The sequence below is a fragment of the Bacteroides sp. D2 genome, from assembly GCF_025147085.1.
Classification (GTDB): domain Bacteria; phylum Bacteroidota; class Bacteroidia; order Bacteroidales; family Bacteroidaceae; genus Bacteroides.
This window is the reverse complement of sequence record NZ_CP102261.1, coordinates 2,155,468-2,180,180: the sequence shown is the minus strand read 5'-3', so window position 1 is coordinate 2,180,180 and position 24,713 is coordinate 2,155,468. Positions and strand designations below refer to the sequence as shown.

Annotated in this window: 17 protein-coding genes; all 17 read right to left on the bottom strand. The window is 42.6% G+C overall.

The features are described 5' to 3' along the window. Nucleotides 1-7: 7 nt before the first annotated feature. A complete protein-coding gene (locus NQ505_RS07350; protein ID WP_009000975.1) occupies nucleotides 8-1,897 on the bottom strand; it encodes a hypothetical protein in 1,890 nt (629 codons plus the stop codon). Between the two features lie 26 nt (nucleotides 1,898-1,923). Then, a complete protein-coding gene (locus tag NQ505_RS07345; RefSeq protein ID WP_009000976.1) occupies nucleotides 1,924-3,801 on the bottom strand; it encodes a hypothetical protein in 1,878 nt (625 codons plus the stop codon). A 36-nt stretch (nucleotides 3,802-3,837) separates the two neighbouring features. Further along, nucleotides 3,838-4,914, bottom strand: coding sequence for a cellulase family glycosylhydrolase (locus NQ505_RS07340; RefSeq protein WP_004317506.1), 1,077 nt, complete (start codon nucleotides 4,912-4,914; stop codon nucleotides 3,838-3,840). Between the two features lie 23 nt (nucleotides 4,915-4,937). Next, nucleotides 4,938-6,416 carry a RagB/SusD family nutrient uptake outer membrane protein gene (locus NQ505_RS07335; protein WP_004317504.1) on the bottom strand — a complete coding sequence of 493 codons (1,479 nt, stop codon included), beginning with the start codon at nucleotides 6,414-6,416 and terminating at the stop codon, nucleotides 4,938-4,940. Between the two features lie 20 nt (nucleotides 6,417-6,436). Beyond that, a complete protein-coding gene (locus NQ505_RS07330) occupies nucleotides 6,437-9,652 on the bottom strand; it encodes a SusC/RagA family TonB-linked outer membrane protein (protein WP_009000977.1) in 3,216 nt (1,071 codons plus the stop codon). Nucleotides 9,653-9,814: 162 nt separating this feature from the next. Further along, nucleotides 9,815-10,801: a FecR family protein gene (locus NQ505_RS07325; RefSeq protein WP_009000978.1), complete on the bottom strand. Its 987-nt coding sequence runs from the start codon at nucleotides 10,799-10,801 to the stop codon at nucleotides 9,815-9,817. Nucleotides 10,802-11,122: 321 nt separating this feature from the next. Next, entirely contained in the window at nucleotides 11,123-12,652 is a 1,530-nt protein-coding gene (locus NQ505_RS07320; RefSeq protein WP_009000979.1) for a hypothetical protein, read from the bottom strand. Between the two features lie 13 nt (nucleotides 12,653-12,665). Next, a complete protein-coding gene (locus NQ505_RS07315; RefSeq protein WP_009000980.1) occupies nucleotides 12,666-13,445 on the bottom strand; it encodes a hypothetical protein in 780 nt (259 codons plus the stop codon). A gap of 7 nt (nucleotides 13,446-13,452) precedes the next feature. Then, nucleotides 13,453-14,226: an endonuclease/exonuclease/phosphatase family protein gene (locus NQ505_RS07310; RefSeq protein ID WP_004296439.1), complete on the bottom strand. Its 774-nt coding sequence runs from the start codon at nucleotides 14,224-14,226 to the stop codon at nucleotides 13,453-13,455. A gap of 31 nt (nucleotides 14,227-14,257) precedes the next feature. Next, on the bottom strand, nucleotides 14,258-15,214 hold the full coding sequence (locus NQ505_RS07305; RefSeq protein ID WP_009000981.1) for a FecR family protein: 957 nt from the start codon (nucleotides 15,212-15,214) through the stop codon (nucleotides 14,258-14,260). A 108-nt stretch (nucleotides 15,215-15,322) separates the two neighbouring features. Next, the gene (locus tag NQ505_RS07300) at nucleotides 15,323-15,913 is read right to left on the bottom strand and encodes an RNA polymerase sigma factor (protein WP_009000982.1); all 591 of its coding nucleotides are present in this window, start codon (nucleotides 15,911-15,913) and stop codon (nucleotides 15,323-15,325) included. Between the two features lie 109 nt (nucleotides 15,914-16,022). Beyond that, the gene (locus NQ505_RS07295) at nucleotides 16,023-18,206 is read right to left on the bottom strand and encodes an alpha-N-acetylglucosaminidase (RefSeq protein WP_009000983.1); all 2,184 of its coding nucleotides are present in this window, start codon (nucleotides 18,204-18,206) and stop codon (nucleotides 16,023-16,025) included. A 6-nt stretch (nucleotides 18,207-18,212) separates the two neighbouring features. After that, nucleotides 18,213-19,298, bottom strand: a complete 1,086-nt coding sequence (locus NQ505_RS07290; RefSeq protein ID WP_009000984.1) for an acyltransferase family protein — start codon at nucleotides 19,296-19,298, stop codon at nucleotides 18,213-18,215. Nucleotides 19,299-19,312: 14 nt separating this feature from the next. Continuing rightward, on the bottom strand, nucleotides 19,313-20,569 hold the full coding sequence (locus NQ505_RS07285) for a GntP family permease (RefSeq protein WP_009000985.1): 1,257 nt from the start codon (nucleotides 20,567-20,569) through the stop codon (nucleotides 19,313-19,315). Between the two features lie 6 nt (nucleotides 20,570-20,575). Then, on the bottom strand, nucleotides 20,576-21,718 hold the full coding sequence (locus NQ505_RS07280; RefSeq protein WP_009000986.1) for a glycerate kinase: 1,143 nt from the start codon (nucleotides 21,716-21,718) through the stop codon (nucleotides 20,576-20,578). Nucleotides 21,719-21,726: 8 nt separating this feature from the next. Next, nucleotides 21,727-23,883, bottom strand: a complete 2,157-nt coding sequence (locus NQ505_RS07275; protein WP_009000987.1) for an alpha-N-acetylglucosaminidase — start codon at nucleotides 23,881-23,883, stop codon at nucleotides 21,727-21,729. Nucleotides 23,884-23,911: 28 nt separating this feature from the next. After that, nucleotides 23,912-24,703 carry an endonuclease/exonuclease/phosphatase family protein gene (locus tag NQ505_RS07270; protein WP_009000988.1) on the bottom strand — a complete coding sequence of 264 codons (792 nt, stop codon included), beginning with the start codon at nucleotides 24,701-24,703 and terminating at the stop codon, nucleotides 23,912-23,914. Nucleotides 24,704-24,713 lie beyond the last annotated feature (10 nt).

Below are 24,713 nucleotides of genomic sequence, written 5' to 3'. Positions count from 1 at the left end.
TTTCATTTTACTCTATCTTGACACAACGGACAGATGCTGCCGAAGCACGGTCCAGACCTGTAAAATTAAGATTTGCATTATTATAATAGAAGTAATAAGCTCCTGTTGTCCCTGGATTACTAGTCCATTGGTACCCCCGATATTCCTGATAAGCAATCTTATTAGCTCCCTTATCCAGATAACCTCCTGTCGGGAAGTAAGAAGTTTGCGAACCATCAATCACAAACAGATGCCCGTAATTGTTATCACATTCCGTTTTTGAAGTAAAGGTGAATCCCTGATAGCAATTCTGATCGGGCACACAATAGCCTTCCGGACAAGGATCATACACAGTCTTTACATTCTTAGTGAGACCATCAGAATTTCCCCATAGTCCGTTATTCCGCCATTCATTATGCCAGTCATTCGCAGAAAAAATTCTTATATCAGGATTGGATATGGTATAACTTACTGTTCCCACTTCAGCAGAAGTAGTTGCATTTGCGGTCAGTTCCTTGTTATCCACAGTTGTCGCACTCGAACGGACAATATCAAGCGGACGCGGGAACGGATCTTTGCGCCCCCACTGATACCATGCACCATAAGCATTCTGATCTTTAGGAGTAACAGAAGTTGCACCCAAATTACGATCCATCATTTTGAATGTTCCCCGTTCCTCATTAACATAGGTAAGATCCGATGCTTCAGTCACCCAAATATGGAAAGACCATACATTCTTGCCCGATGCATCTCGAATAGCCACAAGGGCATTTCCTTTCACGCCACTTACAGGAACTTTTAAAGTAGTTCCCTCCAATGCAGGAACAGCAGAAAGAACATCTCCTGATGAAGACGAATTCGTTTGTGTCCACAAAACAGTTGCAGACACAGCCTTATCTACTAATTCCCCATTGACATTCACTCTCGGGCGATTTTCATAAGTATAATCTCCTGCCAATGAATAATAAGGTGTGACATCTATTTCAAGTGTTCCTGCAGATGCCGTACGATAACAGTTTGCCTTACCATAATACAACGTCACCGGCAATAATTCCATCGGTTTGACAACCCCGGCTTCAATAGTGAAAGCACCCGGAGTTGCTTGTTCGTAAATACGTCCGGCAGCATCCGTTATGACGAAAGTCAACCCTTTGGTATAATTTACCGCAGGAAGAAATAAAACAAAGTCAGTATGAGCTGAGGGATTATTATCAACAGAAAGAGGTACACTTGTATCACAAGTAACCAATGCAGTAGCCGCAGCAGAAGGAGTGGAAGACTTCCGAAGTGATACGATTCCATCCGCTGCATTGACATCAGCTATACCCGACACCTGTTCTCCGTCATTACCGCGTACAGCTACAGACTTAATACTAATTCCCATTAACTGATAATCAGTCAGTTGTATCCGTACTCCACCACACAGATTCTTAAAAGAAAAGGCTTCACCATCAGAGGCTGCCGCCATCGGCAAAGATGATATTTCACTATCGGCATTAAATGCACCCATCCATTTCTGTCCGGCAAGTGCCGAAAAGTCAACAGCAAGTGTCGTACCTTCAAGCCGGCTGCCTGACGCAGCCGACGCCGGATAAATAGCATATCGGATGGCATCATCTACAGAAGCGTCCACCGGATCAAAAACAGCGGTACGAACACTATTGGCAGTAGTAGTATAAACAGCTCCATTCGGCGTTGAAGTGCCAAACAGCCGTATCTCATCATTTTGGGTCCAAACCACATTCATGGATGCATTAAGCGACGTGCGTGTTGTGGCGGTAACAGCACAAATTGCCGTAATGGATTTTTCTCCTCCTTTTACGGTCGGTTCCGGAGAAAACGCCTCGTCATCAGTTTGCACACAACTACCCAATGATAAACCAATTACCAGAAGAATCAGAATTTTATTTTTTTTCATGGTCTCGCAAATTTAAAATGTTATCATTATTTCCATGTACCTTCCGTATCGCCATTATTCCAGGAAGGTCCAGTACCGGTATCTCCTTCCCCCGGTAGAGGTTCAGGGTCCGTAGCAGCTTTTAAAACGATTGGCAACCATTTCTCATAATTCGTAGCAGTCAGTCCAGTAAAGGTATCACTACCATTCTGATCGTATAAGGTAGCATTAAACATCAAACGGTCGGCCACCACCCGAAGTAAAGTCCGTGGAATAGCCATTTCGACTACATATCCCTTATCGGCTGCCGTATCACCAAAAGTTCCGTGAACCGCACCCTTACAAGTTACTGAAGAATGACTACATTTAATGGTATATTGAACTGCATCCGGAATAAGAGAGATTTTAAGAGGGGTTCCGGTAGCATCTCCACCCTGAAAAATCAATTCCATGCTGTCGTCTGTAGTCAAGTCTTTATCAAGACGTTCCACCAGACAATATACATTTTCTGCATCATAAGCAAAGCGGAACACGGCTTGTGTAGTGGACACACTTCCGATAAATAGTGCATCACTGACTGCACTCCAATCCGAATTGTCGGCGTCTATCACCGGTGTCATTCCGGAAGCATTAATCCGATGATTCAAAACAAACTGTCCAATCTGAATACGGGCAGCATCTTTATTCTCGCTATTGACAAAAGTAGCAGGCATGGCAGCTACAAGAGTATGCGGATCAATAATTTCCGTCGCTCCCCAATATCCTTTTCCACTGAATGGCTGATACGTTTCTCCCCATTGGGAAGCCTCTGCGTTACCCACCTGCATGGTAAAGAGAGAAGAAGCATTGTACGACAAAACAGTCTCTCCCGAGGGGAATTGTGCCAGATAAGGTGCTGCAGCCTTCTGCACAAAATTGAGTTTACGGTCCGAAGGCCCTACTTCATCTCCGGTCAATGGAGCCGAAGCCCAGTTGTCGGAGCTCCACGCCATTGAAATATGATAAACGTCGCCTTCATCTCTGAAACGTGTTTCTGTAGCTACTGCAATCTTCGTCGAATTATTTAATTCGCGGGCAGAAGGCATCTGATCCGAATAAATTTGTTTGCCCGAACCATCTATAGCCAGTCCAGTCTTTTGACGGATCACCTTTCCAACGACCGTCCATGTCCGCCCATTATCCATAGAGCGCAGCATGGCAGTCCCCGAATCGGCTGTGAGAGGCTCGCTATCCGTAAAATAGACCTGTATTTCACCCGAACGAAGTTGTAATGCATAAGGTTCCCAAGTCGTTCCCTGATAAATAATCTGGGCAGTCGACCAAGTACGTCCATTATCGGAAGAACGCCTCATCATAATACCATTACTCTGCGGATCGACCCTGTATCCCTGATTCAAGCGAAAGGAAGCGAATGCCAAAATATCCTTATTTGCCAGAACGACTGCATCACATGATGAGAAACAGCGTGTATCACTGGCACCGGAAGTTTGCTGGGCACTTTCGCTCTGAAACAGAGGACTGGATGCATTCTGCCATGTAATCAGATTAGTACTTAAAGCATAATAGACATTCCAAGCCTGTGGTCCCTGCTGGTATAATAGCAAATAGGTCCCATCACCTAATTTCTTGATACGGGGATAAAGAGCATTCACAGCCGACAGTGCCGGACTTTCCAAAGTCAGCAACCGGCGATAGTCTAATTCGAGAGAACTATTCCCCCATTCATCCGCATGAGAGTTCACTGCTACATTTTCACTTTTATTGAGCGACTGAATAGAGGTAATCTCTCCGGTGACCGGTTCAGGGTCAGGATTTGAATTAGGACGCGGATTAGGCCACTCATCCGTTGAGGTATAAGATGTACAAGCAACGAGAAGCCCCATCACTGTTACCAAAAGGTATCTATGAGTTTTTAACTTTTTCATCATATTCATTCTTTTATTTGTTCAATCCGTTATCGATCAGTTTGAAGTCATACTTTTTATAAAATCAATTTCTTGTTGACTATAAGGTGTACCATCCAGACGGAATATATCATGAAACCAGATTTCAGGTTCCGGATCTCCGGCTTTGCTCGACCACTGTAAATGAAAATTACACTTTCCTGCTGTCAATCCCCAACTGATGGCACCTACCTTTTCACGTTTAAGAATCGGCATTATTTCTTCAAAAGTTGAACGAGGACGTCCCATATACTCCTGACAGATAACCGGACGATCAAACTGCTTCATGAAAGCGATGAATTTTTCCATTTCTTCAGGTCCATAATAACAGTGAAAGGTCATAACATCACAATTCTCACCCAGAAAACTGATAATCGGCAAATTACTGCGTGTGCCATGTCCTCCGGGATAAATCCATATCGGAGACGACAGCGGTTGCGAGGGATTCACCTCACGTGCCCAACGGAACACTTCGCGCAACAATGGCATACTATGTGCTTTCTGCTTGAAGTTTTCCGGTTCGTTATATAAACACCACAATAAAATACGATCATCTGCTTTAAAGGTAGTCATCACATCTTTCACGTAACGTTCCAGACGCGGATACGTTGACGGATCATTGACGGATGGTGCTCCGGGGCTCTGTATCCATTGAGAGTTATGAACACCCTGTACAGAAGCCGGTTGTACACCGAGTTTCGGACTCTCAAAACGTCCACCATTCGTAAAGAAAGTGACGATGGCACGCATACCATGTTTCTGACAGATACCCAGAAATGTATCCAGTCGTTGTTTAAACCCTGCCGGATCCGCTTCCCACACCATATCATGCAGGAATATGCGTACCGTATTGAATCCGAGTTCCCCGGCACGTCCCAACTCCAACTCCATGGTTTTCGGATCAAAAGTCTCCTCTTGCCACATCTCAAACTGATTGATTGCCGTAGCAGTAACGTAGTTGATACCCACCGGCCATTTTTGAGATGCGTACCATGCGTTTGCTTTTTCGGTCGACCATCTTTCAGCCTGTTGGGCGCAGCCGGTTGTTGTCAATAAAAAGAGAATTGTTACAATCAGTATATTCAATCTATTCATAAGAAATCAAATTAATTAAGTTGTTAATACCCAGGATTCTGGTCTTTTGTCTGATCCAATGCCATATTATAATTAAATTCATCGGTAGGGATAGGCCACCAGTAAGCTGCATCTCCCACTTCGGATAAAGCCGAAATACGTCCAGCAGCCAAAGCTGCTTCTGCAAGCTTTCCACAACGTTTCAGGTCATTGTAGCGTTTACCTTCAAAAATCGTTTCGTAGCCACGCTCCTGCAACACCAGTGCAAGAAAAGCATCTTTACTTGCATAATCAGCCAGTTTATAGTCTGAAGAAGATGCTTGTGTCGGTTTCTGTCCGTAAGCACGTCGCCGCACCATATTCAATTTTTCCATGGCATCATCGGTAGGAGCTCCTTTCCAGCGACAAACAGCTTCTGCATAATAAAGCAGAATATCAGCATAACGATATACCGGATTGTCATTGGGGGTTGTACTACTCCCTGTCCATTCCGAGTCTCTGAATTTCGAGCAAATCATACCCGTTTTAGTCAGTGCATTAAGTGTTCCATTCTGCGTTTGTTTATACAATCCGAACTGATAGCGTAAATCATTCTGGTCCCAATTCTGAATAAATTTATTCTTCTGATAATCGGTATAAATTCCTACAGCTCCCATATTCACGAAAGGATTGGGCTTGCAGAGATACATATAGGCGATGGTCGATCCACTATCGCGGTTGAACTTTATATAGAAAATTTCTTCAGAAGTGGCATTAGCCGTATGACCGTAAAGGTCGAGGAAATCATCCGCTTTGCCAACCTCAACCAGAGAATATCGTTTGGATGAAATAATTAAACCGGCTGCTTCAGCCGCCTCTTCATAGCGACCGGCATAAAGACAAGCTTCTGTTTTCAATGCCAATGCGGCATAACGCGAAGGACGTCCGGCAGATTTAGCCACTTCCGGCAGATTGGATGCAGCATAATCGGCCTCATCAATCACAAACTTCCAGATATCAGCTTCCGGAGTACGGGGTTTATTAAAGTCATTCATGTTCTGTTCATCAAAAAAAGGAACGGCGCCCCAATTTCGTGCCAGCCATGAATAGGCGAATGCACGTAGAAAACGTGTTTCCCCGGTAAGGTTGTTATACTCCTGTTGCGAGAGTGGAGTATTACCTATACCGTCAAGAATATTATTGGCAAAACGAATGGCACGATACAACACCGCCCAGCTATCTTTGGAGAAGCCCACCCCACCACTGGTAAGCCCGGTATCATAAGCTGTGGCATAGTTACCTCTTCCAATACAATAATCCGCCAGTCCTTCTTCCAGAACAATCAGATAACGACTGAATCCCGGATCACGACGGAGTTGGAAATAGATGGAATTGATAACACTCTCCACTTCTTTGGCATTCGCCATAAAAGTCGTTGCATCCACTTTCTTCGGATGTTCTTCCAAAGAGCCCATATCTTCACAGGATGTGTTCATTGCCAGGATCATAGCAAAAGCGGCAATATATATCAATAATTTTTTCATAAGACATCAATTTTTATATGTTAGAAAGTGAGTCGGCATCCAATCGTATAAGTACGGGCACTAGGATAACAATACGAATCTACCCCCTGAATCATCGAGCTTCCGCCACCATTGGCATTTATATCCGGATCCCAGAAAGGGTAGCTCGTAATAGTAAACAGGTTTTGGGCACTCACATAGGCACGGGCGCGCTTGATGAATTTGCTACGGGCACAAGGTACATCGTAGGCCAATTCGAGGTTTTTAAGTCTGACGAAGCTGCCGTCATAAACAAACCGGTCGGACATTTTATAGGAAGTCTGATCGAGATTGGGATATTTTGCGGTAGGATTCTCGGGTGTCCAATGGTTGTAGTACACCTCGCGCAACGTATTCCCGTTATATCCATAATCATAAGCTTGTGCAGCCATACTAAGCGAATATATATCATTACCTATTGAACTCTGGAAGAAAGCGCTTAGCGTAAACCCTTTATAACTGACTGCTGTAGTTAGATTGACCAAAAAATCAGGATTAGGATCACCGATGATGGTCTTGTCTGCTGCTGTGATGGCAGGATCGTCATCCATATTCTTATATACGATATGACCGTTCTCATCGTATCCATCTTCAACATATCCGTAGAAAACATACATTGGCTCACCCACACGCATCAGATTGAGCTGGTCTTTCAGAATGGTATTATCCAATTCGCCACCGAAAATATCCTTATCTTCCGAAAGGACTAACACTTTGCTGCGATTAAGCGAGAAGTTGACACCCAAATCCCATTTCACAGCACGATCAATAATCCGCCCGTCGAGTTGCAACTCAAACCCCGAGTTACGGATGGAACCGATGTTACGCAGGGCAGTGGTGTATCCACTTGAACGAGGCATCTCTACATTGTTCAGCAAATCAGTCGTTTTCTTCCGATAGTAATCCGCAGTCATGCGGAGACGATTATTAAACAGGGACAGATCAACCCCCACATTAAACTGTGAGGTTGTTTCCCATTTCAAATCGCCGGTGTAGGTATCTGACGGGACATACGCCACTGTTGTATTCTTATCGAATACTACATTTTCCGTCCTCAATGTGTTCTGCGTAGAATACGGTGAGATGGCAGTGCTACCGGTCACTCCGTAACTCAAACGGAACTTTAGATCCGAAAGCCACTCTACATCACGCAAAAAAGACTCTTGCGAAAGACGCCAGGCCGCTGCCGCTGAAGGGAAATATCCCCATTTGTTTCCTTTACTATAACGTGAGGAACCATCAGCACGAAGACTGGCAGTCAATAGATAGCGATCAGCATAATTATAGTTGACACGTCCCAGAAATGAGAACAAACGCCAATCTGAATAAGAAGATGTCGGCAGCCCCTTAACGGTAGCTGCATCCATGTCATAGGTTTCGGTCACATCACTCAAGAAGCCTTCGGCCGTACCCGTTCCCGCAGTTTTCGATGTACTCTGTTCGTAGGTAAAACCACCCATCACACTCAAATGGTGTTTTTTTAGAAAACTCTTATTATAGGTTATGATATTATTACTTGTGATACCGACTGTTTCTCCAAATGTAATAGAGGCAGCCCCTTGTGAATTAGGGTATTGTAATGACTTGTAATAATCTTTGCGGTTCTGGTTATTATTTACGTTGGCAGATAACTGAATTGAAAGTCCGTCTATCGGTTTTATTGTCAATGAAGCATTTGCCATAATCCGGTTGGCATACCATTTATTATCCACTTCTTTCACATAAGCCAACGGATTTACCGGTGCAATCGGTTGTGTCTGGAAGTCATTCCAGGTTCCGTCGTCATAATGAGGTGTCGCTGTTGGCGGCAGAATCAGTGTAGAACCGATAACAGACGTTCCCCGGCTACCTCCCTGCGAATTCATCTGATTATGATTGGAGCGGCTGAAAATCAAGTTGCTCGACACGGTGACATATTTTGAGATGTGATAATTCAGGCTTGAACGGATAGACATACGTTTATAGCCACTTTCCTTCACGATACCTTGCTGATCGAAATAGCTGGCGCCTAACGTTCCCTGAACTTTTTCCGTACCACCAGAGACATTCACAGAGTGGTCGGTAACGAGGGCATTACGAAACAGTTCACGCTGCCAGTTGGTACTATGCCGGGTAGATTTAATCTCTTCATCGGTATATATCGTCGGCTGATTATTAATCGCTGCTTTTTCATTCAGATAGTTCATATATTCCCAAGCATCGAGCAGCTCAAGTTCTTTAGCCAGACTCTGCACACCGAAGCTGGCATTGTATTCCACGGTAATCTTCCCTTCTTTAGCTTGCTTCGTCGTAATCAGGATGACACCATTGGCACCACGCGAACCATAGATAGCAGTTGCGGAAGCATCTTTCATCACTTCAACTGATTCGATATCGGCCGTATTTATCATATTAATGTCACCCGGAAATCCGTTGATAATCCAAAGCGGCTCATTGTCACCCCGAATAGAATTAGAACCACGTACCCTCACTTGTATTCCGGCTCCCGGCTGGCCATTAGTTTGCTGAATCTGTACACCTGACACGCGTCCCTGTAATGCTGACGCAACAGAAGTATTTGCATATTCAGTAATGATATCGCCTTTGACGGAAGCTATCGAACCGGAAAGGTCCCGTTTGCGTTGTACGCCGTAACCTACCACTACTACTTCATCCAATGTCTCTGTATCTTCTTCAAGAACGAAATTCATTGAACGTACTCCGGCCACCACCTTTTTGCTCTGTGGGGCGTAACCTATAAACGTCACATCAATAGTGGCACTTTCTGGTACATTCTGCAACTCAAACTTTCCGTTAAAATCGGTAACCGTACCGTTGGTGGTACCTTTTACCAATACGCTTGCTCCGATGACCGCTTCTCCCTGCTCATCTTTCACCACACCCGAAATCGTCCGGTTGGTCTTCGTCTGCACCTTTTGTAAAACAATCTGTTTGCCTACTATTTCATACGCAATGTCACTTTTATCAAAGGCCTGTTTCAGCACATCCGAAAGATATTGAGAACCTCCTTTCAGGGAAACAATACGTGACAGAGGGATAGAATTATCGAACACAAAAGTATAATCTGTCTGTTTTTCAACAGCTTGTATCAGATTTTTTAAAGAAATCTGCCTGGCAGCGATATTGACCTTAGTCTCTTTCTGCGCCCATAGCGAAGGGCTGGAAAGCAGGCTGCCCAAAACAAGAATGCTACATAATATTTGTTTTAGCTTCAACATTGTAAACTCATTTAAGGTTAAATAAAGGAATTAATTATTACCTTTGTCTGCATAAAGCAAGGCTATACCTGTGCCATCCGTCTGACGGATAGCATACATACGCAGGTTTTGCTCTTCGGACGTGGAAGATGGCACTCTTCTGCGTCCTTTTTTATTCTTCGATTACTTTCTTCCGGTTATGCTCACCTCCTCTCCGTTAATAGTGTATGTAATCGGAGTCACCCGATTAATGATCTCAAGCATCTCTCGCAAAGATTCTGTTTTAATTGTCATCCAATAACGTTTATTTTCCGGTACATCATGCAATTGAATTTTGATGCCATACCATCGTTCCATTTTTTGAACTATTTCCTGCAGGTTCTCATTTTCAATTTTCAGCTTGCCCAATCGCCATACGGACTCTACTTCAGCATCGCAAGCCTCCAATTTACACTTCTCCATTTCATGCAAAGGAATAATGACTTTCTGATTGGGTTTCATATCTGCCAACAGCTTGTCCGTTAAAGTCGAGACAACCGTCACGTGCCCTCTAAGCAGTACAACTTCCAATTCTGAATGGTCTCCATATCCATTGACATCGAATGCGGTACCATGAACCAACACTTTTACATCACCTACCGATACATCAAACTGTCTCTTACTGTCTTGCACCACATCAAAAAAGGCCTGTCCATTCAATTTTACAGAACGGCAATCTTTGGCATAATCCGTAGAATAGGTCAAAGTAGAACCAGAATTCAACCAAACTTTAGTGCCATCCGGCAAACTGACTTCTGCTTTCTGGCCAACAGGAGCTGTAAATGAGACTAATCCTACTTCTTCCTTTTCCGAAACCAGCAGAGAAAGCGAGAAACCCAACGCCAGTGCCAGCATAGCAGCAATTCCCACTGCCCGATACAACAACCGCTGCGTGTACATCTTCACAGGTTTCACCAGATTCAGATTACTCATTATCTTTTCCCACACACGTTCTTTATCAGGAATTACCGGATGTATTCCCGCATGAGCTATCTGCCAGCTCTCGCACAGTTCCTGAAATTCCTGTTCGTGCCCGGCATCAGCATTCCGCCATTCCATGATTTCCATCTCCTCCTGCGGAGAAGCAGTTCCCAATAGATATTTAGATATGATAATATAAATGTCTTCCATATTTAAATGTGTTTTATAAGCTCTTTTATTAAATAGACCCGTAACTTTTGAATTACCCTGAAAGCATTCGACATTTTTTTCATAACACTCACTAAACAACTCTATTTTTTCTCATTTAATGCATAAGTCAATGACTTTACCCTAAAAAGAAAAATCACCCTTACTACGATATATTTGTAGTAAAGGTGATTTTAGTAAGCTCAAGGCTTTTCGGACTACTTTAACTATAGCCAATTATTAAGGAAGCATCTCAAATTCAGAGCCAACCCTCTTGATTCTTATATAAAATACATATTTTTTCATTCTTCCATTATAATAACCTTACTTCTGAACCACAATTTTCAACTTACAGGTACGTCCATAGAGTAATGCCACACCGTCATAAGTGAGTCCGGTTATGCCAGCTCCCGAATAGGCTGGCCCCTGGCTTCCTACCACTCCTGTAGGAGTAGCTATTTTACATCCTCCGGCAACTAATGCATCCATATCGTTTGCGGCTTCAATAACATGAATGACACCGTATTTGCCCGCCGCAGTAACAAAGGCAATATAAGAACCGTCTTTTATCTGCAAACTACAAGGATCATTCGGATATCCATCAGACGCATTGACTCTTTGCATTAACATATCGGCACCTCTTTTAGCTATACTTTCCAACATATTCAACGCCTCAAAAGTCTTGACGTCCGAAGCCGCGTTCGCCATCATCACATCAATACCAAGATCAGTAACCTTATCATCAGGTATAAGAGTAAACAACGTTTTGTTGGTAGCAACACCTGCCGGTTTGATCCAGTCATTCACATCATAAGCTCTCCCTATCGGCCCTCCATTAATTCTTGACGCACTGACATAAGAGAAACCTCTGTTTTTAACGGCAACAAAGCTCGGATTTCTCCATATATTGATGAAAGCAAAGTCTACGCTATTTGCCTTTGAGCCATATCCTTTAATTTCCTTCAAGCTTAATACATGTTTCTGCACACCCCGTATCATTATTCCCTCTATGGAGAAAATATAAGGTTGATCCGGTTCTGTTGAATGTTCCCATTCAGGTGCCATTTCGATATCGTTGAAAACAAGCGCAACATTATTGTCAACACCCTCAAGACCTTCGACATTGATAATCTTTTCCTCTTTCAACCCTTCTATATCTTCCACCACGATCTTGATTCCATTGGTCTCTTTATTGTCTACGACAGTTTTCAGGATAAATTCCATTTCCAACGGATTGCCTGATACCGGAATAGTCGTATATTCCTTCAGGTCACCCAGTACTTTATTACACAATGTATGTTTTATAGACTTAATGCCCACAGCAGAACGAATCACCACAGACAGAGAAACCTCTTCATCGGGTACTAAAACAGGGAAATCTGATGGTTCGGTGAATATCTGGGATGGAAGTTTGGTTATCTTTTTAATAGGTATTACCTTTTGTGCCGTTTTTGTCAAAACGTCCGTTGATGTTACCAGTATCCCGGCTGCTTCACGCGTGTTAACCTTGACATTCAAGTCAAATTCAAGTGTCATATCAGTTTGCAAGGTATCTATCTTTAAACGTTGACGTTCAGTCGCGTTTATCTCTTCATATTCTCCATTCTCATCCATCTTCAACAAGGTAGCATATATGCTATGTATACCCACAGCAGAGAAACTTCTGGCAGATACAGTCACCGTCGAGTTATACTCCACCACATCTATTTCAGAAGGAGAAGTGAGTTCTACAGTAGGTGGCGGATACGCGTTGTCGTCCGAATAATCGGGCTCACTATCACTACAATTTGTCAACAACAAACCCCATGGAAGGGCAAGTATCAGGATCATTATATTTTTGATATATTGCTTCATGACCGTTCATTTTTTATTTTAAAGATTCGATTTGTAATTGAAAACAATGTAAATCTCCGCTTACACTTGTTTCGGTTACCCCCCTAAAAGCCCATTTGTGTGAAGTCAGGACAAATATACAATACTCGGAGTCTCTATTTCTATTTTCCACTTCTACGAAAGAATAGGTATCAGAAGTTAAGTTAGAAGTAATTGCCGACTCAAGATTAGGCAATAACGCACGTTTAACAGTGCCTACCAGAACCGTCTGTTCGTTTACCTTTTTCTTGAAAACGTCGACAGCCGGAGCTATCAGGTCTTCACTATTTAATGATACAGAACAGAAGAGCATATCTATTCCGTTCACTGCTTCTGTTTTTGTTTCAAGATATCTGCAATCGTTTTTTACTACATATTGTGTCATTTCGGAAATAGTAGAAGGAAAAAGAACCGTACTGCCGATTATCTTTTTCTCTCCGTTACTATAGCTGACAGGTACAAACACCGGCACTTTCTTGCTCTCTCTAGCAGTCTCCGTACCCGTATTTATGATTGCAGTTTGCCCATAGACAGCGTTCGTCCTGTCCAACAATGCCACTGAATGAACAGTGTTTCTGATAGATGACGCCACCTCTTTATAGCTACAAGAGCTAAATAAATTTTGCTCTGACAAGTGTGCATAAACCAACACGTTAGTAGTTCTGAACCGGTTCCATTCCGGAATTTCTTCTCCCTTGTTATCCTCATCACTACACGAAACGAACAGGCAAGAGATGATACATATAAATAGCAGATATAGATAGTTTGATTTCATATTTCATTCATTTTACAAATTCAACTTCAGCAAACAAAGCTCTGTGGTCAGATACTTCCGGATTAGATAGAACTTTAAACGACTTCACTTTCCACTTATTCTGTGGAAGTCCGAATATATAATCAATCTTGATTGTCGGCTGATCTGCGGGATAGGTGAATGTATCATCACAGATTCTCTGCCAGTTCTTCATTACCTCACAAATCACATTAGAGTCGGTCCGGGCATTAAAATCTCCCCCCAGCAGTGTCGGGGTATCTCCCGTACCAATCCGCTCATTAATCTGTTCGGCCATTGCGCTCCTTATCAGGTCTGTCGAATGATCCAGGTGAGTCGTTCCTATCCTGATTACGTCTGAAGTTCCCGGCTCCTGAATATCTACATATAATAGCGTCCGGGGTTCTTTGGCTCCGTCTATACCTTCAAAAGTTTTGTTATTGATATAAACAAAAGGATATTTTGAAAGGATAGCTACTCCATATTCTCCACCACCAGTATCCATCGCTTTCCCGAATACGGAAAACAATCCCAACTCCGCAGCCAGTTGAGTGGTGAAATCCTGATTTTTGTTCCTTTTTGTGTTGTAATCTATCTCTTGCAACATTACAACATCCGGATTGTATTTCCTGATAAATACAGCATACTCCTTCACCGAGTAGCCAGTCATTTCCCCGGACATCCGGCAATTATAGCTCATTATTTTAAGAGCCTGCGCATACGTACTTTGATACGCAAAAAAGAAAAGGCATACCCATACAATGGGCTTTAAAAGTGCTTTCATAAATTTGTTTTTATTATTAGATTAAGTTTACTTATTCAACGGTATATGTATATTCTGATATTTTTTTAAAGCTAACCGGTGTTATGGATTGCATCACCTCCAACACATAGTTCAAATCGTTCCCTTTACAAACGAAGTCGTACGTAAACGAAGCAATCTTTTCGTTTTTAACTGTAATCTCTATATCAAAATGCCGCGAGAGTGTTGTAAGCACCTCTTTCAGTGATGCATTTCTGAAAATAAGCCGGTTGCTTTTCCAACTCGAAGCATCATCGTGATATCTATCAGTTTTTATTTTTATTACATTACTCCTTTTTTCATAAACTGCAGTTTGTCCGGGAAGCATTTGCTGCATAGGCCTGCGGCTTTGGACATGCCCGATATTTATACTTCCTTCGTCGAGTGTAGTTTTGATTACCTTATCCGAAGCGTATGCTTTTACATTGAAACACGTTCCCGTCACTTGTATTTTCACATTCTCGGCAAGCACCTGAAAAGGGGATTTCTTATTTTCTGCTATCTCAAAATAAGCCTCTCCTTCCAGCGTAACATTCCTGTTGTATTTTGCAAACTGTTCCGGATAGGTCAATTTAGAATCGGCATTTAACCACACCCGGCTGCCATCAGGAAGTAATACGAGTAGCTTCTCCCCCCTTACAGCACAGACCTCCCGATAAACAAGGTTTGCCTCACTACGACTTTGATAGAAATTATATCCTACACCTATCACTAGCAAAACAATTGCACAGGCTACCGTCCACTTAAAGAACAATGGCATCCTTATTCTCCTGTTCTTTCGTTTTTCTTCCCGCATCACGGCTTCCTGAATATTCTTATAAATGCGATATTCATCAAAAGGAGGCAATTCTCTGTCGCCCAATTCGAGCTGTTTGCCTTCTATTATCCTCTGAATGTCGTCATCCATATATTTCCCGATGCCGTCAACTACTTCAAAGTCCTGATTTGTATATTTCTTTTTTGATTTCATATTTCAATATCTATTAGTAATACACACTGTTACAAAAAAGTATTATACAGACTACGTTAAACCGTGTTAATTCAAAAGAACGTTCCATATCAGCAAAAAGTGATAAAACTACATCATACAATAAAGCAACAATAGGCTAAGCTCTCCCACTGTCGCGCGAATCTGCTTCAAAGATTGGCTATATTGAAATTTAATTGTATTGATCGAAAGATTAAGTTTATCGGCTATTTCCTGATTGGAGTATTTTCCCGAAACTTTCATTTCAAAAACCTTGCGGCGTTGCGGCGAAAGTTGCTCAAGAGCTTGCTGTATGATGTTCATTTGTTCTTGTTTAAGGTTTTCGTTTTGAGAATTGTCTTCCAATTCCAAAACCATTGAAAGGCAATCCTCAAGTAAATAGATATTTTTCTTTGAATCTCTCAACGTATTGAGCAGATCGTTCTTCAACATTGTAAAAAGGTATCTGTTTATGGGTTTTGTCTCGTCGATTTCTTCTTTTTTCAGCCAGAGTTTTAAGAATAAGTTCTGCACAGCATCTTCAGCCAATTCTTTATTCAGCAAATATTTAAATGCCAAAGAAAAGGTCTGCGCCGCATACGTCTTGTATACAATACTAAATGCCAGCTGGTTCCCCTCTTTCAGAGCCTTAACCAAAGCTTGGGCTTCATCCTGTGAGTATTTCTGGGACAGCTTAATCATTTTAAATATGAAAATAAAAAGCTTATTATATCAAGTCCTTATTTTCAAATATATTAATTCTTTCTGATATAGCATGAATCGCGAGCAACAAATAAAACAGGCCTCTTATTTATTTCACCAGTCTTTGATATTTGCTGAATAAAAAGGTTGAGAAGGATAATAATCCGTCAGTTGCTGAATGAATATCTTTTCGAACATCTTTCCGATCAGTTGCATTTACCCAACCTTCTTCTATTTCTTTTAATTCATCTTCAAGTTGTTTCTGATCCACCTCTACACCTTTCTCGGCCGCTTTGATGAATGTATTGATATACACCTCCCAGCGTTTTGCATAATAATCACTTATCAGCCCGGCCCACGAACGACTGGCATAATCGTTCAGGCTTCCTCCCCAAGTCGTAATCAAGTTGCGAGCGTTCTTTTCATAATAGTCTTTCAATTGGGGAGAATCCCCCATCTTCCGTGCATCATCAATCCATTTATCCAGCGAACAGTAAGGATGAAAGGCATTCAGCTTATCCAAATCATTCAATATCTCCTTCATTTTTTCGCCGCAAGCTTTCAAAGCCTGATAATCTTTAGCTTCAACCATCCTGTCAAACTCCACTTTCACATCAAAAAAGTAGTTTCCAAGCACCTGTCTGCCTACAGTAATCAAATCCAGGCGAAAAGCATCTCTCCGGTCAGAAGGTGCCTCATTCAGTTTTCTCCAGACCTCTAGTAGTTCAACATTGCTATACACATTACTTGTCCGTTTTTCACTGTTCTTATTCAATGCAGGGCGATACCCGGGTAAAGTACCCAATGTGCGCGGCACCTGTACATAAATGTCATTGAATAATCGTTTCCAAGCATCGCGCACAGACTGCGACACACATCCCACATGTCTGTCAGCCAGACATTCAATCCATTTATTATCATCTGCATTCAGGTTCCATGCTTTCTCAAGAATGTATTCGTAGGGAAATTGCATCACATCCAATCCTTCCAGCGTAGAGCCGATTCCTTTAAGGTTGCCTCCACCGTTAATGAGAGCATTCTCAAGTCGTGCGCCACTTTCTTTGACATTACCTGTCAAAGTCGTGTTTCCTCCGAAATTGCCCAGATAACACCAAATATAGGGCTGATCATGAAAATGCTCTGTTCTTTTCCATAATTCAACATTTTCACAATGATAATCCAGTAATATCATTTTATTCTGTGGCACTCCTGTCAGCAAAGCCTTCATTCGCTCGGAAGTCCATTTATCTTTATCAAAATAAAACATCCACGTCATTTGCATCCATTGGGCTTTGGGATCGGCAGCCGTCAATGTAGCGTACATATCCGATGCTATCTTCCGCAAGTATTCGGGTTCGAAACTGGGCGGGTCAACCTCGTTGAAAGGATCTAAACCATAAATATGATCGGTTCCGAAAAGTTTTTTTTGTTCATCAAGAAATAACTTCTGAATTTTCGCAAACAAAGCATCGTTAGGGTTCAGAAAATTACAACGGTATGCATCAGCAAAGCCGGCCCATTTGCCCAAATGTTGAATATCAGCCTCGGGATAAATCCGTTTTAAATCGGCTGGTACATGTCCGGCGAAGGCTGGTAATACGGGCTTCATATTCAATTCACGCTCACGTGCGAGTATTTTTTTCTGCAAACTTACCTGATGTTCCAGCCATTCCATCGGCAACGGACCGTTCCAACGATCTATGTTAGCCATCCGATGCCAGGGCAGATACGGCGGTCCCGTGAAGTAAGAGCGTATTTCGATGTCCGACATTCCCATTTTCGACCAGACTTTATACCACACGGCTTCTTGTCCAGTAATTGCCAAAGGCATATTTATACCATTAAGGGCCATCCAGTCAATAAAGCGTTCCCACTCTTTCCATTGCCACCAAGGCATCGTGTAACCATACGTGCAGTAATTCAGGAAAAAGCGAGTATCCACTCTCGCTTCCGAAACGACCTTCTCACCAACCATCGGCAATTCTTCAGGAATTTCAACGGCTATATCCGCATACCATGACACTGTAGTGAGACAGTAATATTTCAAGTAATGGTTCAGTCCCATCGCCATTGAATTGGCGTTGTTTCCACCAATTACAATTTTATCTTTTACGGACTCTATTGTAAAGCAGTCTTTCTCTCCTTTCAACTTTTGAAACTGAAAACTCTCGATGTATGACGGCAGCAAACGTTTCAATAATGCTTCCGCAACAGCTACGTCTTTGTCTTTAGCCTGAAGAGCCAACGACATAAGCAGCATAACCAGACACGTGTATACACTTTTTCTTTTCATTCTGATTTATAATTTTATATAGATTTTTCTTTTTAACAAAATATATCCCAACAGCCCATTGAACAACAGGAAAAATACACCGTACATAAATGAACCGAAGTAATTTCCGAATAACGGGTTAAGCAAATTATTGAACACTGTTGTATGAATATGCCAATGCACAAGCAATCCTCCGGCTATACAACTAAACACATAAATTACAAGCGGATTCGCTCCAAATGCTTCGAAAAACGAAAACCACTTTTTATTCTGCTTCACATCAATGATATAGAGCAGCAATGCCAATGACAATGCCGCAATCCCACAAGTGAGCAAAACGAACGAAGGAGACCACAAACGCTTATTCAAAGGACAGGCATAGCTTAACAAATAGCCGACAAACAACAGCGTGGTACCTATAAGAAATAGATTCAGCATCCGACGTTCATTATCTTTAATGTCGATGATTATCTTTCCGCAAACAAAACCGATCATCACTTGAGACACAGCGGGAATCGTACTAAGTATCCCCTCGGGATCGACAAACTGGCGGCCCTGAAGATACATGTGGTTAGATCCTAAAATAGCCGAATCAATCATGCCGACGATATTATCCGCACTTTTCTCAAATCCGTTTCCAAATAACTGAAAAATAAAGTAGACAACCAGCAAGATAATAGCTAATGGCATAAAACGCTTATGTGGTATTGTTACGGCCAATAAGGCTGTAATACCATAACAAATCCCAAGCCGTTGCATAACTCCCATCAACCGGAGCTGACTCAAATCAAAATAGTTACCACTATCTATTGCTGTTATGAACCACTCCATAACCAGACCAATAAATATTAATAAGAGACTTCTTTTTATGATTTTCGCAATGGCCGGTCGACACTGAAAGTTATACTTACACAAAGAGATGTAGGTCGAAATACCCATCAGGAACATAAACATCGGGAATACCAGATCGGCCGGCGAAAAGCCATCCCACTTGGCATGTGCAAAAGCGGCAAAGTTATACCCGCACTTTCCTGTATTGTTGACCAAGATCATCCCGGCAACAGTAATACCCCGAAGTACATCAAGCGAAAGTAACCGTTTGTTCGGATTCATAATATTTGATTCTTTTAATTACTTATTATATATAAAATAGTCGTTCCGGCAGCTAACACTATCCCTATAAGCGACTCATAAGGTATCAGTTTCAGACGTTCCTTAAAGTTGAGTTCGCATACGCCTCCTGTCGCATGAAAGAACGAGCCATGTGGCAAATGGTCAAGAACTGTAGCTCCGGAATTAATCATAGCCGCTCCCCAAACTGCAGAAATGCCTATAGCCAATATCGTTTCAGCGAACGAAGAAGAAGCCAGTGTCGCTCCGGCTGTTGTCGATGCGGTAGCCGCCGACATCAACGCGCCTGATATAGGAGCAATCAATGCATCACTCATATGAGCATGATCCAATCCTGTAAGAATCCAATCTTTCAAAGAAGAGTTCTTTATGATACCGGCAATAGTTCCGGTTCCTATCAACAGAATAGCTACCACAGACATCTTTTGCAGTCCATACTCTATACTCGGAAGAATGTTTTTCCATTGTTTCATACAGATAGCACCACATAAACCACCTACCGGCAAAGCTATCAAAGGATCAATATTGATTCCTGCCGCAGGACGTAATGCCAATAAAACAATCGTAACAACAGGAGCAATCAGACTGGTTCTTAACGAAGGCAGATTTCTCTCTTCCTCTTTATCCTCTGTTTGCATCATCGTTTTTTTGTTTTTTACCGATTGAGGCATCAGACGGACAATAACAAAAACAGTGAAAAACAAACCGATCACTGCCGGTAAAATATTGGCAAACATTACAGCCGATAGATCTGCATTAAAATTTCCGGCTGCTATAATGGTGTTCGGGTTAGGTGATATGATATTTCCACATTTACCTCCCCCGATCATAGCAATAAGCAATACAGATGGAGACAGGTTTAGACGCTTGCCTATCGAAAGAGCCACCGGCGCAACGGTTATCACAGCCACATCAATAAATACGCCTACCGTACAAAGCAACATCGTTGCGAGTGCCAATGCCATAAATACCCGTTTTTCACCCATTTTGTTTATAATCGCATTGGAGATGACCGTGGTAGCCCCGGTTTGTATTAATATGCCTGACAAGACTCCGGCTGTCAGAATCCGCAATACCGCCGGGGTGACCTCTTTCACCCCTTCGGTCATCACCGTTACGGTCTCATTTAAAGATAGTCCTCCCAACAACCCTCCGACTATCGCTCCGATAATCAGACTGTATGTCGGAGAAAGCTTTCTTATGATTAACAGTATGGATAATGAAAGCCCGATTAATGCGCCTATCGCTGTCATTGAGTATTATTTAGTAAATTGTTTTATGATTCTCACCACCTGTCGCACCGTTCTCTCTATGTTTTCTTTCGTAAACTCCGGTTGCATCGCTTCTTCAAGTGTTACCGGAAAAGGTTGAATAGGCAGTACGGCAGTAAACCCCATCCTATTTAGCGCTTCGGTGGCTTCGACCGCTCCCCCCAACGCTATCACCGGAACCTGACATTTCTCACCGACACGTAAAATTCCGTCCAACGCCTTTCCCATACCAGTCTGGCAATCCAGCTTCCCCTCTCCGGTCAGTATCAGGTCTGCCCGTCGGACGACCTCTTCGAAACGAAGCGTTTTCAATATAACTTCTATTCCGGATTGCAATTCTGCATTCAAAAACGGAAGCAGGCCACCTCCCATTCCTCCGGCTGCTCCGGCACCGGGAAGCTGCGATATATCCATATTTGTATATTCCTTTATCACCTGTGCATAATGCCGCAACCCATTGTCCAACTCTATCACTTGCAAACTATTTGCCCCTTTTTGGGGAGCATATACATAGGCTGCACCCTCTTTTCCAAAAAATGGATTACTAACATCACAGGCGATCGTTAAGTTACTTTCCTTCAATGCCGGATTTAATTGGGAAATATCTATTTGATGGACTTTTATCAGATTTTCGCCGACAGGCTCCAACTCACGGTTTCCGCTATCTAAAAAACGTGCACCTAAAGCCTTCAGCATACCTATTCCCGCATCATTCGTAGCACTTCCGCCGATACCGATAATGAATTCCCGACACCCGCGTTTTAATGCATCAGCAACCATCTCTCCAACTCCATAAGTCGTAGTCTTCATGGGGTTTCTCCGGCTTGAATCGATTAATGGCAGACCGCAGGCCGAGGCCATTTCGATAATAGCCATCGCACCATTGTTTACGATACCATACGATACATCGATTGGCTTCATGAATGGATCATGCACCCGACATGACACCGTTTGGGCATGAAGGGCGGAGCATAAAGCTTCTGTAGTCCCTTCGCCACCATCAGCTATGGGGAAACGTATAATCTGACAGTCGGGTAATTCCTCCTGAATCGCTTTTTCGGCAGCTTTCGCTATCTCGAAAGAACCGACCGAACCTTTAAACGAGTCGAATGCCAATACAATCTTTTTCATAAAAACTATCACTTATTTGTTTTCTCTATTAAATTCAATGCAGCCTTGACCGGGTCATCAAACGGAGTCGTACTGTTGCTCCAGGGAGATGTAATCCATTGCTCCTCCCATTCTCGGATTTTATTCCGGTCTTTTGTGAAATAGAGCTGTATACGAGGGATATAGTAGTCTTTTATCAGCCCGCTCCAGAAACGGGCAGCATAATCTTCCTGAATACCCCCCCAACTTGTAATCAAGCGTTTGGCATTTGCTTCATAAGCATCTTTTTCCTGAAGAGTTGTTCCGCTATTGCGCGCAAGTTCCACCCATTCTTCTAATCGATATAAAGGATGAGAAGCCAATAGCCTGTCAACGTCCATCAACAAATCAACAGTTTGTTGCAGATTACGTTGCGCTGCGAGAACACGATTCTCCGAATCATCTTTCAGGGCCTGCTTATAAAAATTTTCAGCTTTAGCCGCTACATAATACGAAACAAACTCTATGAGGTCGTTTCTGTATAATTCAGAGCCTTTCAGTTCGTCAGCGCAACTAGCATACAAACGTATAGCCTGCAAGTAATCATCACTAAGGTCGATTTTACTGATCCGCCGTTGATCGGGTACTACAGTTTGCCAGGTAAAACGGGGGTATGAATATAAAGAACTATATGCTGTTTTCCGAAAAAGCTTCCAAGCTTCCTCCATGGCATCGGGATATCCTCCATAACGGGCCTCGCAGTATATCTTCATCCAATCGTCCAGGTCGATACTATCTGATGACCATCCCATATCGGCTAACAGTTCGTAAACAACCTCATTGTTTTCGAGTCCTTCAGGGGCAGAACCGAACCCAATCAAGTTACCTTTATTTGCGGCACGTAATGCTTTGACCGAGGAACTAGCATACATGTCCAAGTCTCCTGTCATGGTGTTTTTCCCACCAAAGTTGGGTACATAGCTGAATATCCATTTCTTTCCGTAAAACCCATCATGTACTTTCCATGTTTGCTCGGTGTTCCACACCCATTTCGGATAATCATTGCCCAAATCAATGATAATCATTTTATCATCAGGTACATTGCTTAACAAGGCTTTAAGTGATTCTTTATCCCAGAATGAATGTTGATATCCGAATGTCCATCCCTGTGTAACCCAAACGGCATCCGGGTTTCCGGCTGTAATTGATTTATAGATCGTTTCTCCATACTCGGCCAATAACTTATATTTCGCTTCTTTATCTTCTTTATCGATAGGCAGTTCCATCTCATTAAAACTATCCGAGAGATAATACGTATTTTCTCCAAACTCTTTTTCCCACTCTTCGACAAACAGTTTGCCTATCTCTTCGAAAAAAGGTGAATCCGGTGGCAATACATAGGCGTTGTACTCTTCATCAAAACCACCCCACCGCATGTGCCGGAATTGTGTGTCGGGATGTTTCTGGACGAATCCTTCCGGCACGAAACCTGCAAACGCGGGTGCTATGGGCTGCATACCCAACTCGCGCATACGGGTCAGGATTTGATGCTGCAAAGCGATTTGGTTCTGTTGCCAGGCATCAGATAAAGGACCGTCCCACTTGTTCAGATTGCCCATGCGATGCCAGGGAAGGTGTGCAGGGGCAGTGAAAAACTCACGGATTTCTTCTTTGTTCAATCCCATACGCAGCCATACCCGTTCCGCAATGGCTTCGCTGGCCACGGTAGCCAAGGGCATATTTACACCATAAAGAGCCATCCTGTCAATTTCCTTTTCCCAACGCTCCCAGTCCCAGTAAGGAGTAGTGTAGCCGAATGTACAAACATTAAGGAAATAGCGCAACTCATAAGGGGACATCTGTTCATACAATTCATAATCGGGCCACGGCATCACCGACGTTATGTGTTCACCGCTCCATGTTTTCATACTCTTGCAGGCCTCTTTCATGTACGTATGAAAAGCGTAACAGATAGCAACGGAGCTGCTTCCCCTTAGGGTAAGCCGGCCGTCGCTTGCTATCACTTCGAATATATCTTTACCTTCGGATGGTTCGATATATTCAAAGTGGATAGACTGTGCTCTTTCCCCAATCTGACGTTCTATTAACTGTTTGGCGGGGGTGATAATATCCGTCTTAGGCTTGTGGCATGAGCAGAAAAAAAGCGTTGCTGAAATCAGTAAATACTTGATTATTGTATGTATCATAGAAAATCATAAATGTTATAAGTGAGTATCAATATTTTTTCTTCGATGCTTCTTTCACATATTCCAGTTCCGTAATAATCGGTAAATGGTCTGACAAAAGCGACTGAACAGTTTGTGTACTAATCACACGCCATCCTTTTTGCGGGTAAGCAAACAAGTAATCGATCTTAATCACAGGCTTCCATGCCGGCATTCCAAAATCATCGTTGCTTGCAGCAAACCAACTATCCATACCACGTATTACCTCCGAGTAATGACGCGCGTTGAAATCACCTCCCAAAATTACAGGATATTTATAATTTTTGAAATGCCCGGTAATAAATTTTATTTGCTCCGCCCGTGTTTCTTGAGAGTTGACGTCCAGATGCGTAGAGGTAAAAACAATGGTATCATTACCCATTTCGAATAATCCCTCCAGCATGGCCCGTCTCTCATGCTCTTTGACCGGATGGGGCAGCATTATCTTTTGGACAGAAATATATGGATATTTACTTAACATCCCAATACCGTAATAACCGGTAGAATAGTCAATCGTTTTTCCGTAAAGCCCAAACATCCCTGTATGATAGGCAAGTTCGGATATAAAATCCTTCCCCTTCTGATGCGGGGTACGCTTACGGTCTGTTTTGCTATCCACTTCCTGAAGCGCCACAAAATCAGGCTTGAAGGATTTGATGTGATGAGCAAGTTCCTCTAAAGATGCCAGTTCGCCAAATCTTAAATTATAGGTCATTACCCGCACCCGTAGAGTATCTTGCGCATAGGCAACACCCAAAGTCAGGCATAAAAACAATAATAAGTATTTCTTCATTGAATACATGGTTTCTATT

Coding starts and splice junctions, on each gene's coding strand:
- NQ505_RS07350 (WP_009000975.1), bottom strand. CDS start 1,897: ATGAAAAAAAATAAAATTCTGATTCTTCTGGTAATTGGTTTATCATTG.
- NQ505_RS07345 (WP_009000976.1), bottom strand. CDS start 3,801: ATGAAAAAGTTAAAAACTCATAGATACCTTTTGGTAACAGTGATGGGG.
- NQ505_RS07340 (WP_004317506.1), bottom strand. CDS start 4,914: ATGAATAGATTGAATATACTGATTGTAACAATTCTCTTTTTATTGACA.
- NQ505_RS07335 (WP_004317504.1), bottom strand. CDS start 6,416: ATGAAAAAATTATTGATATATATTGCCGCTTTTGCTATGATCCTGGCA.
- NQ505_RS07330 (WP_009000977.1), bottom strand. CDS start 9,652: ATGTTGAAGCTAAAACAAATATTATGTAGCATTCTTGTTTTGGGCAGC.
- NQ505_RS07325 (WP_009000978.1), bottom strand. CDS start 10,801: ATGGAAGACATTTATATTATCATATCTAAATATCTATTGGGAACTGCT.
- NQ505_RS07320 (WP_009000979.1), bottom strand. CDS start 12,652: ATGAAGCAATATATCAAAAATATAATGATCCTGATACTTGCCCTTCCA.
- NQ505_RS07315 (WP_009000980.1), bottom strand. CDS start 13,445: ATGAAATCAAACTATCTATATCTGCTATTTATATGTATCATCTCTTGC.
- NQ505_RS07310 (WP_004296439.1), bottom strand. CDS start 14,226: ATGAAAGCACTTTTAAAGCCCATTGTATGGGTATGCCTTTTCTTTTTT.
- NQ505_RS07305 (WP_009000981.1), bottom strand. CDS start 15,214: ATGAAATCAAAAAAGAAATATACAAATCAGGACTTTGAAGTAGTTGAC.
- NQ505_RS07300 (WP_009000982.1), bottom strand. CDS start 15,913: ATGATTAAGCTGTCCCAGAAATACTCACAGGATGAAGCCCAAGCTTTG.
- NQ505_RS07295 (WP_009000983.1), bottom strand. CDS start 18,206: ATGAAAAGAAAAAGTGTATACACGTGTCTGGTTATGCTGCTTATGTCG.
- NQ505_RS07290 (WP_009000984.1), bottom strand. CDS start 19,298: ATGAATCCGAACAAACGGTTACTTTCGCTTGATGTACTTCGGGGTATT.
- NQ505_RS07285 (WP_009000985.1), bottom strand. CDS start 20,569: ATGACAGCGATAGGCGCATTAATCGGGCTTTCATTATCCATACTGTTA.
- NQ505_RS07280 (WP_009000986.1), bottom strand. CDS start 21,718: ATGAAAAAGATTGTATTGGCATTCGACTCGTTTAAAGGTTCGGTCGGT.
- NQ505_RS07275 (WP_009000987.1), bottom strand. CDS start 23,883: ATGATACATACAATAATCAAGTATTTACTGATTTCAGCAACGCTTTTT.
- NQ505_RS07270 (WP_009000988.1), bottom strand. CDS start 24,703: ATGTATTCAATGAAGAAATACTTATTATTGTTTTTATGCCTGACTTTG.